The sequence below is a fragment of the Klebsiella sp. JN_Kp126 genome (assembly GCF_033843325.1).
Classification (GTDB): Bacteria; Pseudomonadota; Gammaproteobacteria; order Enterobacterales; family Enterobacteriaceae; genus Klebsiella; species Klebsiella michiganensis.
Map to the genome: position 1 here is coordinate 61170 of NZ_JAWXQV010000051.1, position 15361 is coordinate 76530.

The following is a 15361-nucleotide window of genomic DNA, read 5'->3' on the forward strand; positions in this document are numbered from 1 at the left end:
TTACGAAGCAAAAGCTAAAACCAGGAGCTATTTAATGGCAACAATTAACCAGCTGGTACGCAAACCACGCGCGCGCAAAGTTGCAAAGAGCAACGTGCCGGCGCTGGAAGCCTGCCCGCAGAAACGTGGCGTATGTACTCGTGTATATACCACCACTCCTAAGAAACCGAACTCCGCACTGCGTAAAGTTTGCCGTGTGCGTCTGACTAACGGTTTCGAAGTCACCTCCTACATCGGTGGTGAAGGTCACAACCTGCAGGAGCACTCCGTGATCCTGATCCGTGGCGGTCGTGTTAAAGACCTTCCGGGTGTTCGTTACCACACCGTTCGTGGTGCGCTTGACTGCTCCGGCGTTAAAGACCGTAAGCAAGCTCGCTCCAAGTATGGCGTGAAGCGTCCTAAGGCTTAATGGTTCTCCGTTAAGTAAGGCCAAACGTTTTATATTAATGTCAAACTAAACTCTTAGAGTTTTGGACAATCCTGAATTAACAACGGAGTATTTCCATGCCACGTCGTCGCGTCATTGGTCAGCGTAAAATCCTGCCGGATCCTAAGTTCGGATCAGAACTGCTGGCTAAATTTGTAAATATCCTGATGGTAGATGGTAAAAAATCTACTGCAGAAGCAATCGTATACAGCGCGCTGGAGACCCTGGCTCAGCGCTCTGGTAAAAATGAACTGGAAGCTTTCGAAGTCGCTCTCGACAACGTGCGCCCGACTGTAGAAGTTAAGTCTCGCCGCGTTGGTGGTTCTACTTATCAGGTTCCAGTTGAAGTCCGTCCGGTTCGTCGTAATGCTCTGGCAATGCGTTGGATCGTTGAAGCTGCTCGTAAACGTGGTGATAAATCCATGGCTCTGCGTCTGGCGAACGAACTTTCTGATGCTGCAGACAACAAAGGTACTGCAGTTAAGAAACGTGAAGACGTTCACCGTATGGCAGAAGCCAACAAGGCGTTCGCACACTACCGTTGGTAATCCCTTCGGAGTATTAGTCACCAGGCGGGCGCTTCAGATAAGTCGCCCGTTTTGGATAACTTAACTGAACGCCTAAAGAAATAAACGAGGAATCAAATGGCTCGTACAACACCCATCGCACGCTACCGTAACATCGGTATCAGTGCGCACATCGACGCCGGTAAAACTACTACTACCGAACGTATTCTGTTCTACACCGGTGTAAACCACAAAATCGGTGAAGTTCATGACGGCGCTGCCACCATGGACTGGATGGAACAGGAGCAGGAGCGTGGTATTACTATCACCTCCGCAGCGACTACTGCATTCTGGTCAGGTATGGCTAAGCAGTATGAACCGCATCGCGTAAACATCATCGACACCCCGGGGCACGTTGACTTCACCATCGAAGTAGAACGTTCCATGCGTGTGCTTGATGGTGCAGTAATGGTTTACTGCGCAGTTGGTGGTGTTCAGCCTCAGTCTGAAACCGTATGGCGTCAGGCAAACAAATACAAAGTTCCGCGCATTGCGTTCGTTAACAAAATGGACCGTATGGGTGCGAACTTCCTGAAAGTTGTTGGTCAGATCAAAACCCGTCTGGGCGCGAACCCTGTTCCGCTGCAGCTGGCGATTGGCGCTGAAGAAGCGTTCACCGGTGTTGTTGACCTGGTGAAAATGAAAGCCATCAACTGGAACGAAGAAGACGCAGGTGTAACCTTCACTTACGAAGATATCCCGGCAGACATGCAGGAACTGGCCGAAGAATGGCACCAGAACCTGATCGAGTCCGCTGCTGAAGCTTCTGAAGAGCTGATGGAGAAATACCTGGGTGGTGAAGAACTGACTGAAGAAGAGATTAAAACTGCTCTCCGTCAGCGCGTTCTGAACAACGAAATCATCCTGGTAACCTGTGGTTCTGCGTTCAAGAACAAAGGTGTTCAGGCGATGCTGGATGCGGTAGTTGACTACCTGCCATCCCCGGTTGACGTACCTGCGATCAACGGTATCCTGGACGATGGTAAAGATACTCCGGCTGAGCGTCACGCTAGCGATGATGAGCCGTTTGCTGCTCTGGCATTCAAAATCGCTACCGACCCGTTCGTGGGTAACCTGACCTTCTTCCGCGTATACTCTGGTGTGGTTAACTCTGGTGATACCATCCTGAACTCCGTGAAAGCTGCACGTGAGCGTTTCGGTCGTATCGTACAGATGCACGCTAACAAACGTGAAGAGATCAAAGAAGTTCGCGCGGGCGATATCGCTGCTGCTATCGGTCTGAAAGACGTAACTACGGGTGACACTCTGTGCGATCCTAATGCGCCGATCATTCTGGAGCGTATGGAATTCCCTGAGCCGGTAATCTCTATCGCTGTTGAACCGAAAACCAAAGCTGACCAGGAAAAAATGGGTCTGGCTCTGGGCCGTCTGGCTAAAGAAGACCCGTCTTTCCGCGTATGGACTGACGAAGAATCTAACCAGACCATCATCGCCGGTATGGGTGAGCTGCACCTCGACATCATCGTTGACCGTATGAAGCGTGAATTCAACGTTGAAGCGAACGTCGGTAAACCTCAGGTTGCTTACCGCGAAGCGATTCGCGCGAAAGTTACCGATATCGAAGGTAAACACGCTAAACAGTCTGGTGGTCGCGGTCAGTACGGTCACGTCGTTATCGACATGTACCCACTGGAGCCGGGCTCTAACCCGAAAGGTTATGAGTTCATCAACGACATCAAAGGTGGTGTAATTCCTGGCGAATACATCCCGGCCGTTGATAAAGGCATCCAGGAGCAGCTGAAAGCAGGTCCTCTGGCTGGTTATCCGGTAGTTGATCTGGGCGTGCGTCTGCACTTCGGTTCTTACCACGACGTTGACTCCTCTGAACTGGCGTTTAAACTGGCCGCTTCTATTGCCTTTAAAGATGGCTTTAAGAAAGCGAAACCAGTTCTGCTTGAGCCGATCATGAAGGTTGAAGTAGAAACTCCGGAAGAGAACACTGGTGACGTTATCGGTGACCTTAGCCGTCGTCGCGGTATGCTGCGCGGTCAGGAATCCAACGTGACTGGCGTTGTGATCCACGCTGAAGTTCCGCTGTCTGAAATGTTCGGATATGCAACTCAGCTGCGTTCTCTGACCAAAGGTCGTGCTTCTTACTCCATGGAGTTCCTGAAGTATGATGATGCGCCGAACAACGTTGCTCAGGCCGTAATCGAAGCCCGTGGTAAATAAGCCGCAGGGTTAAAACCAAAGTCCCGTGCTCTCTCCAGAAGGGGAGAGCACTATAGTAAGGAATATAGCCGTGTCTAAAGAAAAATTTGAACGTACAAAACCGCACGTCAACGTCGGTACTATCGGCCACGTTGACCATGGTAAAACTACTCTGACCGCTGCAATCACTACCGTTCTGGCTAAAACCTACGGTGGTTCTGCTCGCGCATTCGACCAGATCGATAACGCGCCGGAAGAAAAAGCTCGTGGTATCACCATCAACACTTCTCACGTTGAATATGACACCCCGACTCGCCACTACGCGCACGTAGACTGCCCGGGCCACGCCGACTATGTTAAAAACATGATCACCGGTGCTGCGCAGATGGACGGCGCGATCCTGGTTGTTGCTGCGACTGACGGCCCGATGCCGCAGACTCGTGAGCACATCCTGCTGGGTCGTCAGGTAGGCGTTCCGTACATCATCGTGTTCCTGAACAAATGCGACATGGTTGATGACGAAGAGCTGCTGGAACTGGTTGAAATGGAAGTTCGTGAACTTCTGTCTCAGTACGATTTCCCGGGCGACGACACTCCGATCGTTCGCGGTTCCGCTCTGAAAGCGCTGGAAGGCGACGCAGACTGGGAAGCGAAAATCATCGAACTGGCTGGCTACCTGGATTCTTACATCCCGGAACCAGAGCGTGCGATTGACAAGCCGTTCCTGCTGCCGATCGAAGACGTATTCTCCATCTCCGGTCGTGGTACCGTTGTTACCGGTCGTGTAGAGCGCGGTATCATCAAAGTTGGCGAAGAAGTTGAAATCGTTGGTATCAAAGAGACTGCGAAGTCTACCTGTACTGGCGTTGAAATGTTCCGCAAACTGCTGGACGAAGGCCGTGCTGGTGAGAACGTTGGTGTTCTGCTGCGTGGTATCAAACGTGAAGAAATCGAACGTGGTCAGGTACTGGCTAAGCCGGGTTCTATCAAGCCGCACACCAAGTTCGAATCTGAAGTGTACATTCTGTCCAAAGACGAAGGCGGCCGTCATACTCCGTTCTTCAAAGGCTACCGTCCGCAGTTCTACTTCCGTACAACTGACGTGACTGGCACCATCGAACTGCCGGAAGGCGTAGAGATGGTAATGCCGGGCGACAACATCAAAATGGTTGTTACCCTGATCCACCCGATCGCGATGGACGACGGTCTGCGTTTCGCAATCCGTGAAGGCGGCCGTACCGTTGGCGCGGGCGTTGTTGCTAAAGTTCTGGGCTAATATTTAGTTCTGAATTAAAAAGGGCGCTAAGGCGCCCTTTTTGCTGTCTGCTATTTGCGAGAAGCAGCACAGTGACTGACAGCAAAGAGATTAAACGCCTATTTAATAAACAGGCTATTGTAATCATAACTATTCTCATTTACACTTTGTCTGTAAGTTGAACGGGAGTATATATGTACGTTTGTCTGTGTAATGGTGTGAACGATAAAAAAATTCGTCAGGCTGTGCGCCAATTCAATCCTCAGTCTTTTCAGCAGCTGCGGAAATTTATTCCCGTTGGAAATCAATGCGGTAAGTGCGTTCGTGCAGCACGAGAAATTATGGAAGATGAATTAACCCGCATGCCGGAATATCAAGAGATCGCCTGAAGTCTCTCAGCTTTACTTTGACATCCCTATAGCCCGAACTACGCTTCAATAAGTGGAAGCGGAGGGACTATATAATGAAAGGTGATGTCAAAATCATAAGTTATCTCAATAAATTATTGGGAAATGAGCTAGTCGCAATTAATCAATACTTTCTCCATGCGAGAATGTTCAAAAACTGGGGCCTGATGCGCCTCAATGATGTCGAGTACCACGAATCTATCGATGAAATGAAGCATGCCGATAAATATATCGAGCGCATTTTATTTCTCGAAGGGATCCCGAACCTGCAGGATCTCGGCAAACTCCGCATCGGAGAGGACGTCGAGGAGATGCTGCAATCCGACCTGAGGCTGGAACTGGAAGGGGCGAAGGATCTACGAGAAGCCATCGCCTATGCTGACAGCGTCCACGACTACGTCAGCCGTGATATGTTAATCACCATCCTCGCCGATGAAGAAGGCCATATCGACTGGCTGGAAACCGAGCTGGATTTGATAGGTAAAATTGGTCTGCAGAATTATCTTCAGTCGCAGATTAAAGTGGCTGACTAAAAAACGTCTGCCAACCACATAGCAAACCCGCTGTGGCCAGGAAAGGGCCGAAAGGCAGCGGGTTGCGTAATGCCTGCCTATGTTTGCCGCACAGCATCAGAACCGTTACGGCAGCGCAGGCGAGAATCGTTGCTATAAGAACGAGCTGCGGTAAAACTCTCCATCCCTGCCATGCCCCTAGTGCGGCGAGAAATTTGACATCGCCGTAGCCGATGCCTTCACGCCCGCGTATTCCCCTGTAGAGCCAATAGATCAACGCAAAGGCCAGATAGCCTGCTATCGCTCCCCAGACGGCATGCTGCAGATTGGCTGGTGACATACACAGATAATAAAGCAACCCGCCCCACAGCAGAGGGCAGGTAAATTTATCGGGTAGCAAGCCATAGCGCAGATCGTGCCAACAAAGCGTGAGTAATAACCCGCCATAAATAATAAAGAATGCCAAAGTCGCTATCATCGATGGTTTCCATGTGGTGGCCCTGGGTACCGAGTGTGATGCAGGAGCCGAGCCTCTGGCAAAAGCTAATAAACAGGAATGGATGTCACGCTCCAGAGTATTTGCCGGCCTTTCATGGCATTGCCAGGGGCCTGGAAGTGAGCTCGCAGAAACAAGTGATGATTTTGTACGCAGCCCTTGCGTTGTCGCTGAATTTGCGTATAATGCGCGGGCCTGTCAAAGTTGACGGCCGGTTCGATATGAACCCTGGTAGCAGCAACACGCTACCAAACAATGTTCCCAATTGGGGAACTATGTAAGAACGGTTACACTCTCCCATCAATCGTAATGGGTATGAGGAGTAACCATTTCGTCTATAAAATAATTGGAGCTCTGGTCTCATGCAGAACCAAAGAATCCGTATCCGTCTTAAAGCGTTTGATCATCGTCTGATCGATCAATCAACCGCGGAAATCGTCGAGACTGCTAAGCGCACTGGTGCGCAAGTCCGTGGTCCGATCCCGCTGCCGACCCGCAAAGAGCGCTTTACCGTTCTGATCTCTCCGCACGTTAACAAAGACGCGCGCGATCAGTACGAAATCCGCACTCATAAGCGTCTGGTTGACATCGTTGAGCCAACTGAAAAAACCGTTGATGCTCTGATGCGTCTGGATCTGGCTGCCGGTGTAGACGTGCAGATCAGCCTGGGTTAATCAGGTCATCGAGCGATTGAGAGGTTGAAACAATGATTGGTTTAGTCGGTAAAAAAGTGGGCATGACCCGCATCTTCACTGAAGATGGCGTATCTATCCCAGTAACCGTAATCGAAGTTGAAGCAAACCGCGTTACTCAGGTTAAAGATCTGGCTAACGATGGCTACCGTGCCGTTCAGGTGACCACTGGTGCTAAAAAAGCTAACCGTGTAACCAAACCGGAAGCGGGTCACTTCGCTAAAGCTGGCGTAGAAGCTGGCCGTGGTCTGTGGGAATTCCGTCTGGCTGACGGCGAAGAGTTCACCGTAGGTCAGGACATTAGCGTTGAGCTGTTTGCTGACGTTAAAAAAGTTGACGTAACCGGTACCTCTAAAGGTAAAGGTTTTGCTGGTACCGTTAAGCGCTGGAACTTCCGTACCCAGGACGCTACTCACGGTAACTCCTTGTCTCACCGCGTTCCGGGTTCTATCGGTCAGAACCAGACTCCGGGCAAAGTGTTCAAAGGCAAGAAAATGGCAGGTCAGCTGGGTAACGAACGTGTCACCGTTCAGAGCCTGGACGTAGTACGTGTTGACGCTGAGCGCAACCTGCTGCTGGTTAAAGGCGCGGTCCCGGGTGCAACCGGTAGCGACCTGATCGTTAAACCAGCTGTGAAGGCGTAAGGGGATAGCAATGGAATTAGTATTGAAAGACGCGCAGAGCGCGCTGACTGTTTCCGAAACTACCTTCGGTCGTGATTTCAACGAAGCGCTGGTTCACCAGGTTGTAGTTGCTTATGCAGCTGGTGCTCGTCAGGGTACTCGTGCTCAGAAGACTCGTGCTGAAGTAACTGGTTCAGGCAAAAAGCCGTGGCGCCAGAAAGGTACCGGCCGTGCGCGTTCAGGTTCTATCAAGAGCCCGATCTGGCGTTCAGGTGGCGTGACCTTCGCTGCGCGTCCACAGGACCACAGTCAAAAAGTTAACAAAAAGATGTACCGCGGCGCGCTGAAAAGCATTCTGTCCGAACTGGTACGTCAGGATCGTCTGATCGTTGTCGAATCTTTCTCTGTAGAAGCGCCTAAAACTAAGCTGCTGGCACAGAAACTGAAAGACATGGCTCTGGAAGATGTGCTGATCATCACCGGTGAGCTGGACGAGAACCTGTTCCTTGCTGCGCGCAACCTGCACAAGGTTGACGTACGTGATGCAACTGGTATCGACCCGGTTAGCCTGATCGCCTTCGACAAAGTCGTAATGACTGCTGATGCTGTTAAGCAAGTTGAGGAGATGCTGGCATGATTCGTGAAGAACGTCTGCTGAAGGTGCTGCGCGCACCGCACGTTTCTGAAAAAGCGTCTACTGCGATGGAAAAAACTAACACCATCGTTCTCAAAGTTGCTAAAGACGCGACCAAAGCAGAGATCAAAGCTGCTGTGCAGAAACTGTTTGAAGTCGAAGTCGAAGTCGTTAACACCCTGGTTGTTAAAGGGAAAGTTAAACGTCACGGACAGCGTATCGGTCGTCGTAGCGACTGGAAAAAAGCTTACGTCACCCTGAAGGAAGGCCAGAATCTGGACTTCGTCGGCGGCGCTGAGTAAGTCGGAGGAGTAATACAATGGCAGTTGTTAAATGTAAACCGACATCTCCGGGTCGTCGCCACGTTGTTAAAGTGGTCAACCCAGAGCTGCACAAGGGCAAACCTTTTGCTCCGCTGGTTGAAAAAAACAGCAAATCCGGTGGTCGTAACAACAATGGCCGTATCACCACCCGTCATATCGGTGGTGGTCACAAACAGGCCTACCGTATTGTTGACTTCAAACGCAACAAAGATGGTATCCCGGCAGTTGTTGAACGTCTTGAGTACGATCCGAACCGCTCCGCGAACATCGCGCTGGTTCTGTACAAAGACGGTGAGCGCCGTTACATTCTGGCCCCTAAAGGCCTGAAAGCTGGCGACCAGATTCAATCTGGCGTTGATGCTGCAATCAAAGCAGGCAACACCCTGCCGATGCGCAATATCCCGGTTGGTTCTACCGTTCATAACGTAGAAATGAAACCAGGTAAAGGCGGTCAGCTGGCTCGTTCCGCTGGTACTTACGTTCAGATCGTTGCTCGCGATGGTGCTTATGTCACCCTGCGTCTGCGTTCTGGTGAAATGCGTAAAGTCGAAGCAGACTGCCGCGCTACTCTGGGCGAAGTTGGCAATGCTGAGCATATGCTGCGCGTTCTGGGTAAAGCAGGTGCTGCACGCTGGCGTGGTGTTCGTCCTACCGTTCGCGGTACTGCGATGAACCCAGTCGACCACCCACATGGTGGTGGTGAAGGTCGTAACTTTGGTAAGCACCCGGTAACTCCGTGGGGCGTTCAGACCAAAGGTAAGAAGACCCGCAGCAACAAGCGTACTGATAAATTCATCGTACGTCGCCGTAGCAAATAATTTTAGAGGATAAGCCATGCCACGTTCTCTCAAGAAAGGTCCTTTTATTGACCTGCACTTGCTGAAGAAGGTAGAGAAAGCGGTGGAAAGCGGAGACAAGAAGCCCCTGCGCACTTGGTCCCGTCGTTCAACGATCTTTCCTAACATGATCGGTTTGACCATCGCTGTCCATAATGGTCGTCAGCACGTTCCAGTTTTTGTTTCCGACGAAATGGTTGGTCACAAACTGGGTGAATTCGCACCGACTCGTACTTATCGCGGCCACGCTGCTGATAAAAAAGCGAAGAAGAAATAAGGTAGGAGGAAGAGATGGAAACTTTAGCTCAACATCGCCATGCTCGTTCTTCTGCTCAGAAGGTTCGCCTTGTTGCTGACCTGATTCGCGGTAAGAAAGTGTCGCAGGCCCTGGATATTCTGACCTACACCAATAAGAAAGCTGCTGTACTGGTCAAGAAGGTACTGGAATCTGCCATTGCTAACGCTGAACACAACGATGGCGCTGACATTGATGATCTGAAAGTTGCGAAAATTTTCGTAGACGAAGGCCCGAGCATGAAGCGCATTATGCCGCGTGCTAAAGGTCGTGCAGATCGCATCCTGAAGCGCACCAGCCACATTACTGTGGTTGTGTCCGATCGCTGAGACTCTGGAGACTAGCAATGGGTCAGAAAGTACATCCTAATGGTATTCGCCTGGGTATTGTAAAACCATGGAACTCAACCTGGTTTGCGAACACCAAAGAATTCGCTGACAACCTGGACAGCGATTTTAAAGTACGTCAGTACCTGACTAAGGAACTGGCGAAAGCGTCTGTATCTCGCATCGTTATCGAGCGTCCGGCTAAAAGCATCCGTGTGACCATTCACACTGCTCGCCCGGGTATCGTTATCGGTAAGAAAGGCGAAGACGTAGAAAAACTGCGCAAGGTCGTCGCGGATCTCGCTGGCGTGCCTGCACAGATCAATATTGCCGAAGTTCGTAAGCCTGAACTGGACGCTAAATTGGTTGCTGACAGCATCACTTCTCAGCTGGAACGTCGCGTTATGTTCCGTCGTGCTATGAAGCGTGCTGTACAGAACGCAATGCGTCTGGGCGCTAAAGGTATCAAAGTTGAAGTTAGCGGCCGTCTGGGCGGCGCGGAAATCGCACGTACCGAATGGTACCGTGAAGGTCGCGTACCGCTGCACACTCTGCGTGCTGACATCGACTACAACACCTCTGAAGCGCACACCACTTACGGTGTAATCGGCGTTAAGGTATGGATCTTCAAAGGTGAGATCCTGGGTGGTATGGCTGCTGTTGAACAACCGGAACCGGCTGCTCAACCTAAAAAGCAGCAGCGTAAAGGCCGTAAATAAGGAGCGTCGCTGATGTTACAACCAAAGCGTACAAAATTCCGTAAAGTGCACAAAGGCCGCAACCGTGGTCTGGCGCAGGGTACGGATGTTAGCTTCGGCACTTTCGGTCTGAAAGCTGTTGGCCGTGGTCGTCTGACTGCACGTCAGATCGAAGCAGCACGTCGTGCTATGACCCGTGCAGTTAAGCGTCAAGGTAAGATCTGGATCCGTGTATTCCCGGACAAACCGATCACCGAGAAGCCGCTGGAAGTTCGTATGGGTAAAGGTAAAGGTAACGTGGAGTACTGGGTTGCCTTGATTCAGCCGGGTAAAGTCCTTTATGAAATGGACGGCGTACCGGAAGAGCTGGCCCGTGAAGCATTCGGCCTGGCAGCAGCGAAACTGCCGATCAAAACCACCTTTGTAACTAAGACGGTGATGTAATGAAAGCAAAAGAGCTGCGTGAAAAAAGCGTTGAAGAGCTGAACGCTGAGCTGCTGAACCTGCTGCGTGAGCAGTTCAACCTGCGTATGCAGGCTGCAAGTGGCCAGCTGCAACAGACTCATCTGCTGAAGCAAGTGCGTCGTGATGTTGCACGCGTTAAGACTTTACTGACTCAGAAGGCGGGTGCGTAATGACCGATAAAATCCGTACTCTGCAAGGTCGCGTGGTTAGCGACAAAATGGAGAAATCCATTGTTGTTGCTATCGAACGTATGGTGAAACACCCGGTATACGGCAAATTCATCAAGCGTACGACCAAACTGCACGTACATGACGAGAACAACGAATGCGGTATCGGCGACGTGGTTGAAATCCGCGAATGCCGTCCGCTGTCCAAGACTAAGTCCTGGACGCTGGTTCGCGTTGTAGAGAAAGCGGTTCTGTAATAGAGTACGCATTCTCGATACGGATAAACGGCTCAGCGATGAGCCGTTTATTTTTTCTACCCATATCTGATTTGCGGTGTTATAATGCCGCGCCCTCGATATGGGGCTTTTTTAACGACCCTATTTTTGGGTCTCAGTAGTAGTTGACATTAGCGGAGCACTAAAATGATCCAAGAACAGACTATGCTGAACGTCGCCGACAACTCCGGTGCACGTCGCGTAATGTGTATCAAGGTTCTGGGTGGCTCGCACCGTCGCTACGCAGGCGTAGGCGACATCATCAAGATCACCATCAAAGAAGCAATTCCGCGTGGTAAGGTCAAAAAAGGTGATGTGCTGAAGGCGGTAGTGGTGCGCACCAAGAAGGGTGTTCGTCGCCCGGACGGTTCTGTCATTCGCTTCGATGGTAATGCATGCGTTATTTTAAACAATAACAGCGAGCAGCCCATCGGTACGCGTATTTTTGGGCCGGTAACTCGTGAACTTCGTAACGAGAAGTTCATGAAAATTATCTCTCTGGCCCCAGAAGTACTCTAAGGAGCGAATCATGGCAGCGAAAATCCGTCGTGATGACGAAGTTATCGTGTTAACCGGTAAAGATAAAGGTAAACGCGGTAAAGTTAAGAATGTCTTGTCTTCCGGCAAGCTCATTGTTGAAGGTATCAACCTGGTTAAGAAACACCAGAAGCCGGTTCCGGCTCTGAACCAACCAGGCGGCATCGTTGAAAAAGAAGCTGCTATTCAGGTTTCTAACGTTGCAATCTTCAATGCGGCAACCGGCAAGGCTGACCGTGTAGGCTTTAGATTCGAAGACGGCAAAAAAGTCCGTTTCTTCAAATCTAACAGCGAAACTATCAAGTAATTTGGAGTAGTACGATGGCGAAACTGCATGATTACTACAAAGACGAAGTAGTTAAAAAACTCATGACTGAGTTTAACTACAATTCTGTCATGCAAGTCCCTCGGGTCGAGAAGATCACCCTGAACATGGGTGTTGGTGAAGCGATCGCTGACAAGAAACTGCTGGATAACGCAGCAGCCGATCTGACAGCAATCTCCGGTCAAAAACCGCTGATCACCAAAGCACGCAAATCAGTTGCAGGCTTCAAAATCCGTCAGGGCTATCCGATCGGCTGTAAAGTAACTCTGCGTGGCGAACGCATGTGGGAGTTCTTTGAGCGCCTGATCACTATTGCTGTACCGCGTATCCGTGACTTCCGTGGCTTGTCCGCTAAGTCTTTCGACGGTCGTGGCAACTACAGCATGGGTGTCCGTGAGCAGATCATCTTCCCAGAAATCGACTACGATAAAGTCGACCGCGTTCGTGGTTTGGATATTACCATTACCACTACTGCGAAATCTGATGAAGAAGGCCGCGCTCTGCTGGCTGCCTTTGACTTCCCGTTCCGCAAGTAAGGTAGGGTTACTTAATGGCTAAGCAATCAATGAAAGCACGCGAAGTAAAGCGCGTGGCTTTAGCTGATAAATTCTTCGCTAAACGCGCTGAACTGAAAGCTATCATCTCTGATGTGAACGCAACCGACGAAGATCGTTGGAATGCTGTTCTCAAGCTGCAGACTCTGCCGCGTGATTCCAGCCCGTCTCGTCAGCGTAATCGCTGCCGTCAAACAGGTCGTCCGCATGGTTTCCTGCGGAAGTTCGGGTTGAGCCGTATCAAGGTCCGTGAAGCCGCAATGCGCGGTGAAATCCCGGGTCTGAAAAAGGCTAGCTGGTAATTGTCACCAATTGAATCACGGGAGTAAAGACAGATGAGCATGCAAGATCCGATCGCGGATATGCTGACCCGTATCCGTAACGGTCAGGCCGCGAATAAAGCTGCGGTCACCATGCCTTCCTCCAAGCTGAAAGTGGCAATTGCCAACGTGCTGAAGGAAGAAGGCTTTATTGAAGATTTTAAAGTTGAAGGCGACATCAAGCCGGAACTGGAACTGACTCTTAAGTATTTCCAGGGTAAAGCTGTTGTAGAAAGCATTCAGCGTGTCAGCCGCCCAGGTCTGCGCATCTACAAACGTAAAGATGAGCTGCCGAAAGTTATGGCGGGTCTGGGTATCGCGGTTATTTCTACCTCTAAAGGTGTTATGACCGATCGTGCAGCGCGCCAGGCTGGTCTTGGTGGCGAAATTATCTGCTACGTAGCCTAATCGGAGGAAAAAATGTCTCGTGTTGCTAAAGCACCGGTCGTTGTTCCTGCCGGCGTTGATGTAAAAATCAACGGTCAGGTTATTACGATCAAAGGTAAAAACGGCGAGCTGACTCGTACCCTCAACAATGCTGTTGAAGTTAAACATGCAGAAAATGCTCTGACCTTCGGTCCGCGTGATGGTTTCGTGGATGGATGGGCTCAGGCTGGTACCGCGCGTGCCCTGCTGAACTCAATGGTTGTTGGTGTTACCGAAGGCTTCACTAAAAAGCTTCAGCTGGTTGGTGTAGGCTATCGTGCAGCGGTCAAAGGGGATGTAGTAAACCTGGCTTTAGGTTTCTCTCATCCTGTTGAGCATAAACTGCCGGCCGGTATCACTGCAGAATGTCCGACTCAAACTGAAATCGTGCTGAAAGGCGCTGATAAGCAGGTGATCGGCCAGGTTGCAGCAGATCTGCGCGCCTACCGTCGTCCTGAGCCTTATAAAGGCAAGGGTGTTCGTTACGCCGACGAAGTCGTGCGTACCAAAGAGGCTAAGAAGAAGTAAGGTAACACTATGGATAAGAAATCTGCTCGTATCCGTCGTGCGACCCGCGCACGCCGCAAGCTCCAGGAGCTGGGTGCAACTCGCCTGGTGGTACATCGTACCCCGCGTCATATTTACGCACAGGTAATTGCACCGAACGGTTCTGAAGTTCTGGTAGCTGCTTCTACTGTAGAAAAAGCTATCGCTGAACAACTGAAGTACACCGGTAACAAAGACGCGGCAGCAGCTGTGGGTAAAGCTGTTGCTGAACGCGCTCTGGAAAAAGGCATCAAAGATGTTTCCTTTGACCGTTCCGGGTTCCAATATCATGGTCGTGTCCAGGCACTGGCAGATGCTGCCCGTGAAGCTGGCCTTCAGTTCTAAGGTAGAGGTGTAAGATGGCTCACATCGAAAAACAAGCTGGCGAACTGCAGGAAAAGCTGATCGCGGTTAACCGCGTATCTAAAACCGTTAAAGGTGGTCGTATTTTCTCCTTCACAGCTCTGACTGTAGTTGGTGACGGTAACGGTCGCGTTGGTTTTGGTTACGGTAAAGCGCGTGAAGTTCCAGCAGCGATCCAGAAAGCGATGGAAAAAGCCCGTCGCAATATGATTAACGTCGCGCTGAACCACGGCACCCTGCAGCACCCGGTTAAAGGTGTTCACACGGGTTCTCGTGTATTCATGCAGCCAGCTTCCGAAGGTACCGGTATCATCGCCGGTGGTGCAATGCGCGCCGTTCTGGAAGTTGCTGGAGTTCATAACGTTCTGGCCAAAGCATATGGTTCCACCAACCCGATCAACGTGGTTCGTGCAACTATTGATGGCCTGGAAAATATGAATTCTCCAGAAATGGTCGCTGCCAAGCGTGGTAAATCCGTTGAAGAAATTCTGGGGAAATAAACCATGGCAAAGACTATTAAAATTACTCAAACCCGCAGTGCAATCGGTCGTCTGCCGAAACACAAGGCAACGCTGCTTGGCCTGGGTCTGCGTCGTATTGGTCACACCGTAGAGCGCGAGGATACTCCTGCTGTTCGTGGTATGGTCAACGCGGTTTCCTTCATGGTTAAAGTTGAGGAGTAAGAGATGCGTTTAAATACTCTGTCTCCGGCCGAAGGCTCCAAAAAGGCGGGTAAACGCCTGGGTCGTGGTATCGGTTCTGGCCTCGGTAAAACCGGTGGTCGTGGTCACAAAGGTCAGAACTCTCGTTCTGGTGGTGGCGTACGTCGCGGTTTCGAAGGTGGTCAGATGCCTCTGTACCGTCGTCTGCCGAAATTCGGCTTCACTTCTCGTAAAGCGATGATCACCGCAGAAGTTCGTCTGTCTGATCTGGCTCACGTAGAAGGCGATGTTATCGACCTGAACACGCTGAAAGCGGCTAACATTATCGGTATCCAGATCGAATTCGCGAAAGTGATCCTGTCTGGTGAAGTATCTCGTCCGGTAACTGTTCGTGGCCTGCGCGTGACTAAAGGTGCTCGTGCTGCTATCGAAGCTGCTGGCGGTAAAATTGAGGAATAA

The 15361-nt window shown here is 50.8% G+C and carries 28 protein-coding genes; 27 read left to right on the forward strand and 1 reads right to left on the reverse strand.

The features are described 5' to 3' along the window. Nucleotides 1-34: 34 nt before the first annotated feature. From rpsL to bfr, 6 genes are all read left to right on the forward strand, one after another. Nucleotides 35-409: a 30S ribosomal protein S12 gene (gene rpsL, locus SIK97_RS10060; protein WP_002920115.1), complete on the forward strand. Its 375-nt coding sequence runs from the start codon at nt 35-37 to the stop codon at nt 407-409. 95 nt (nt 410-504) lie between these two features. Continuing rightward, nucleotides 505-975, forward strand: coding sequence for a 30S ribosomal protein S7 (rpsG, locus tag SIK97_RS10065; protein WP_004106370.1), 471 nt, complete (start codon nt 505-507; stop codon nt 973-975). A gap of 96 nt (nt 976-1071) precedes the next feature. Next, nucleotides 1072-3186 carry an elongation factor G gene (gene fusA, locus SIK97_RS10070; protein WP_004115957.1) on the forward strand — a complete coding sequence of 705 codons (2115 nt, stop codon included), beginning with the start codon at nt 1072-1074 and terminating at the stop codon, nt 3184-3186. 70 nt (nt 3187-3256) lie between these two features. Next, nucleotides 3257-4441, forward strand: coding sequence for an elongation factor Tu (gene tuf, locus SIK97_RS10075; RefSeq protein WP_004097636.1), 1185 nt, complete (start codon nt 3257-3259; stop codon nt 4439-4441). Nucleotides 4442-4614: 173 nt separating this feature from the next. Continuing rightward, nucleotides 4615-4809: a bacterioferritin-associated ferredoxin gene (gene bfd / locus SIK97_RS10080; RefSeq protein WP_004125913.1), complete on the forward strand. Its 195-nt coding sequence runs from the start codon at nt 4615-4617 to the stop codon at nt 4807-4809. A gap of 74 nt (nt 4810-4883) precedes the next feature. After that, nucleotides 4884-5360: a bacterioferritin gene (bfr, locus tag SIK97_RS10085; RefSeq protein WP_004125910.1), complete on the forward strand. Its 477-nt coding sequence runs from the start codon at nt 4884-4886 to the stop codon at nt 5358-5360. Here the strand turns inward: bfr and SIK97_RS10090 are convergent. Next, nucleotides 5344-5817 carry a prepilin peptidase gene (locus SIK97_RS10090; RefSeq protein ID WP_014839668.1) on the reverse strand — a complete coding sequence of 158 codons (474 nt, stop codon included), beginning with the start codon at nt 5815-5817 and terminating at the stop codon, nt 5344-5346. The two genes, bfr and SIK97_RS10090, sit on opposite strands and share 17 nt — an antisense overlap. A 380-nt stretch (nt 5818-6197) precedes the next feature. Here SIK97_RS10090 and rpsJ point away from each other — a divergent pair, with 380 nt between their 5' ends. From rpsJ to rplO, 21 genes are all read left to right on the forward strand, one after another. After that, on the forward strand, nt 6198-6509 hold the full coding sequence (gene rpsJ / locus SIK97_RS10095) for a 30S ribosomal protein S10 (RefSeq protein ID WP_001181005.1): 312 nt from the start codon (nt 6198-6200) through the stop codon (nt 6507-6509). Nucleotides 6510-6541: 32 nt separating this feature from the next. Further along, on the forward strand, nt 6542-7171 hold the full coding sequence (gene rplC, locus SIK97_RS10100) for a 50S ribosomal protein L3 (protein ID WP_004106354.1): 630 nt from the start codon (nt 6542-6544) through the stop codon (nt 7169-7171). Between the two features lie 10 nt (nt 7172-7181). Continuing rightward, nucleotides 7182-7787, forward strand: coding sequence for a 50S ribosomal protein L4 (rplD, locus tag SIK97_RS10105; protein WP_003031119.1), 606 nt, complete (start codon nt 7182-7184; stop codon nt 7785-7787). Then, nucleotides 7784-8086, forward strand: a complete 303-nt coding sequence (gene rplW, locus SIK97_RS10110; RefSeq protein ID WP_000617546.1) for a 50S ribosomal protein L23 — start codon at nt 7784-7786, stop codon at nt 8084-8086. The genes rplD and rplW overlap by 4 nt, the downstream gene beginning before the upstream one ends. Before the next feature lie 17 nt (nt 8087-8103). Continuing rightward, a complete protein-coding gene (rplB, locus tag SIK97_RS10115) occupies nt 8104-8925 on the forward strand; it encodes a 50S ribosomal protein L2 (RefSeq protein ID WP_000301869.1) in 822 nt (273 codons plus the stop codon). 16 nt (nt 8926-8941) lie between these two features. Beyond that, nucleotides 8942-9220: a 30S ribosomal protein S19 gene (gene rpsS / locus SIK97_RS10120; protein ID WP_001138115.1), complete on the forward strand. Its 279-nt coding sequence runs from the start codon at nt 8942-8944 to the stop codon at nt 9218-9220. Nucleotides 9221-9234: 14 nt separating this feature from the next. Beyond that, the gene (gene rplV, locus SIK97_RS10125; RefSeq protein ID WP_002919773.1) at nt 9235-9567 is read left to right on the forward strand and encodes a 50S ribosomal protein L22; all 333 of its coding nucleotides are present in this window, start codon (nt 9235-9237) and stop codon (nt 9565-9567) included. Nucleotides 9568-9584: 17 nt separating this feature from the next. Further along, nucleotides 9585-10283 carry a 30S ribosomal protein S3 gene (gene rpsC / locus SIK97_RS10130; protein ID WP_004106350.1) on the forward strand — a complete coding sequence of 233 codons (699 nt, stop codon included), beginning with the start codon at nt 9585-9587 and terminating at the stop codon, nt 10281-10283. Nucleotides 10284-10295: 12 nt separating this feature from the next. Continuing rightward, a complete protein-coding gene (rplP, locus tag SIK97_RS10135) occupies nt 10296-10706 on the forward strand; it encodes a 50S ribosomal protein L16 (protein WP_002919759.1) in 411 nt (136 codons plus the stop codon). Continuing rightward, nucleotides 10706-10897 (forward strand): 50S ribosomal protein L29, encoded by a 192-nt coding sequence (gene rpmC / locus SIK97_RS10140; RefSeq protein WP_002919754.1) that lies wholly within the window; start codon nt 10706-10708, stop codon nt 10895-10897. Before rplP ends, rpmC begins: the two co-directional genes overlap by 1 nt. Beyond that, nucleotides 10897-11151: a 30S ribosomal protein S17 gene (rpsQ, locus tag SIK97_RS10145; protein ID WP_004106347.1), complete on the forward strand. Its 255-nt coding sequence runs from the start codon at nt 10897-10899 to the stop codon at nt 11149-11151. The genes rpmC and rpsQ overlap by 1 nt, the downstream gene beginning before the upstream one ends. Nucleotides 11152-11316: 165 nt before the next feature. Continuing rightward, nucleotides 11317-11688 (forward strand): 50S ribosomal protein L14, encoded by a 372-nt coding sequence (gene rplN, locus SIK97_RS10150; protein ID WP_000613954.1) that lies wholly within the window; start codon nt 11317-11319, stop codon nt 11686-11688. Between the two features lie 10 nt (nt 11689-11698). Beyond that, entirely contained in the window at nt 11699-12013 is a 315-nt protein-coding gene (rplX, locus tag SIK97_RS10155; protein WP_004106345.1) for a 50S ribosomal protein L24, read from the forward strand. Nucleotides 12014-12027: 14 nt separating this feature from the next. Further along, complete coding sequence (gene rplE, locus SIK97_RS10160) at nt 12028-12567, forward strand: 50S ribosomal protein L5 (RefSeq protein WP_001096202.1); 540 nt, start codon at nt 12028-12030, stop codon at nt 12565-12567. A 14-nt stretch (nt 12568-12581) separates the two neighbouring features. Next, entirely contained in the window at nt 12582-12887 is a 306-nt protein-coding gene (rpsN, locus tag SIK97_RS10165; protein WP_002919667.1) for a 30S ribosomal protein S14, read from the forward strand. A 33-nt stretch (nt 12888-12920) separates the two neighbouring features. Beyond that, nucleotides 12921-13313, forward strand: coding sequence for a 30S ribosomal protein S8 (gene rpsH / locus SIK97_RS10170; RefSeq protein WP_004106343.1), 393 nt, complete (start codon nt 12921-12923; stop codon nt 13311-13313). A gap of 12 nt (nt 13314-13325) precedes the next feature. Further along, nucleotides 13326-13859, forward strand: a complete 534-nt coding sequence (gene rplF, locus SIK97_RS10175; protein WP_025107523.1) for a 50S ribosomal protein L6 — start codon at nt 13326-13328, stop codon at nt 13857-13859. A 9-nt stretch (nt 13860-13868) separates the two neighbouring features. Beyond that, nucleotides 13869-14222 (forward strand): 50S ribosomal protein L18, encoded by a 354-nt coding sequence (gene rplR / locus SIK97_RS10180; protein WP_000358960.1) that lies wholly within the window; start codon nt 13869-13871, stop codon nt 14220-14222. A gap of 14 nt (nt 14223-14236) precedes the next feature. Next, nucleotides 14237-14740: a 30S ribosomal protein S5 gene (rpsE, locus tag SIK97_RS10185; protein WP_004106339.1), complete on the forward strand. Its 504-nt coding sequence runs from the start codon at nt 14237-14239 to the stop codon at nt 14738-14740. Nucleotides 14741-14743: 3 nt separating this feature from the next. After that, the gene (gene rpmD / locus SIK97_RS10190) at nt 14744-14923 is read left to right on the forward strand and encodes a 50S ribosomal protein L30 (protein ID WP_001140434.1); all 180 of its coding nucleotides are present in this window, start codon (nt 14744-14746) and stop codon (nt 14921-14923) included. 3 nt (nt 14924-14926) lie between these two features. After that, on the forward strand, nt 14927-15361 hold the full coding sequence (rplO, locus tag SIK97_RS10195) for a 50S ribosomal protein L15 (protein ID WP_004106336.1): 435 nt from the start codon (nt 14927-14929) through the stop codon (nt 15359-15361).

Excerpts from the sequence above, each read along its gene's own strand:
- rpsL (WP_002920115.1), top strand. The coding sequence starts at position 35 with ATGGCAACAATTAACCAGCTGGTACGCAAACCACGCGCGCGCAAAGTT.
- rpsG (WP_004106370.1), top strand. The coding sequence starts at position 505 with ATGCCACGTCGTCGCGTCATTGGTCAGCGTAAAATCCTGCCGGATCCT.
- fusA (WP_004115957.1), top strand. The coding sequence starts at position 1,072 with ATGGCTCGTACAACACCCATCGCACGCTACCGTAACATCGGTATCAGT.
- bfd (WP_004125913.1), top strand. The coding sequence starts at position 4,615 with ATGTACGTTTGTCTGTGTAATGGTGTGAACGATAAAAAAATTCGTCAG.
- bfr (WP_004125910.1), top strand. The coding sequence starts at position 4,884 with ATGAAAGGTGATGTCAAAATCATAAGTTATCTCAATAAATTATTGGGA.
- SIK97_RS10090 (WP_014839668.1), bottom strand. The coding sequence starts at position 5,817 with ATGATAGCGACTTTGGCATTCTTTATTATTTATGGCGGGTTATTACTC.
- rpsJ (WP_001181005.1), top strand. The coding sequence starts at position 6,198 with ATGCAGAACCAAAGAATCCGTATCCGTCTTAAAGCGTTTGATCATCGT.
- rplC (WP_004106354.1), top strand. The coding sequence starts at position 6,542 with ATGATTGGTTTAGTCGGTAAAAAAGTGGGCATGACCCGCATCTTCACT.
- rplD (WP_003031119.1), top strand. The coding sequence starts at position 7,182 with ATGGAATTAGTATTGAAAGACGCGCAGAGCGCGCTGACTGTTTCCGAA.
- rplW (WP_000617546.1), top strand. The coding sequence starts at position 7,784 with ATGATTCGTGAAGAACGTCTGCTGAAGGTGCTGCGCGCACCGCACGTT.
- rplB (WP_000301869.1), top strand. The coding sequence starts at position 8,104 with ATGGCAGTTGTTAAATGTAAACCGACATCTCCGGGTCGTCGCCACGTT.
- rpsS (WP_001138115.1), top strand. The coding sequence starts at position 8,942 with ATGCCACGTTCTCTCAAGAAAGGTCCTTTTATTGACCTGCACTTGCTG.
- rplV (WP_002919773.1), top strand. The coding sequence starts at position 9,235 with ATGGAAACTTTAGCTCAACATCGCCATGCTCGTTCTTCTGCTCAGAAG.
- rpsC (WP_004106350.1), top strand. The coding sequence starts at position 9,585 with ATGGGTCAGAAAGTACATCCTAATGGTATTCGCCTGGGTATTGTAAAA.
- rplP (WP_002919759.1), top strand. The coding sequence starts at position 10,296 with ATGTTACAACCAAAGCGTACAAAATTCCGTAAAGTGCACAAAGGCCGC.
- rpmC (WP_002919754.1), top strand. The coding sequence starts at position 10,706 with ATGAAAGCAAAAGAGCTGCGTGAAAAAAGCGTTGAAGAGCTGAACGCT.
- rpsQ (WP_004106347.1), top strand. The coding sequence starts at position 10,897 with ATGACCGATAAAATCCGTACTCTGCAAGGTCGCGTGGTTAGCGACAAA.
- rplN (WP_000613954.1), top strand. The coding sequence starts at position 11,317 with ATGATCCAAGAACAGACTATGCTGAACGTCGCCGACAACTCCGGTGCA.
- rplX (WP_004106345.1), top strand. The coding sequence starts at position 11,699 with ATGGCAGCGAAAATCCGTCGTGATGACGAAGTTATCGTGTTAACCGGT.
- rplE (WP_001096202.1), top strand. The coding sequence starts at position 12,028 with ATGGCGAAACTGCATGATTACTACAAAGACGAAGTAGTTAAAAAACTC.
- rpsN (WP_002919667.1), top strand. The coding sequence starts at position 12,582 with ATGGCTAAGCAATCAATGAAAGCACGCGAAGTAAAGCGCGTGGCTTTA.
- rpsH (WP_004106343.1), top strand. The coding sequence starts at position 12,921 with ATGAGCATGCAAGATCCGATCGCGGATATGCTGACCCGTATCCGTAAC.
- rplF (WP_025107523.1), top strand. The coding sequence starts at position 13,326 with ATGTCTCGTGTTGCTAAAGCACCGGTCGTTGTTCCTGCCGGCGTTGAT.
- rplR (WP_000358960.1), top strand. The coding sequence starts at position 13,869 with ATGGATAAGAAATCTGCTCGTATCCGTCGTGCGACCCGCGCACGCCGC.
- rpsE (WP_004106339.1), top strand. The coding sequence starts at position 14,237 with ATGGCTCACATCGAAAAACAAGCTGGCGAACTGCAGGAAAAGCTGATC.
- rpmD (WP_001140434.1), top strand. The coding sequence starts at position 14,744 with ATGGCAAAGACTATTAAAATTACTCAAACCCGCAGTGCAATCGGTCGT.
- rplO (WP_004106336.1), top strand. The coding sequence starts at position 14,927 with ATGCGTTTAAATACTCTGTCTCCGGCCGAAGGCTCCAAAAAGGCGGGT.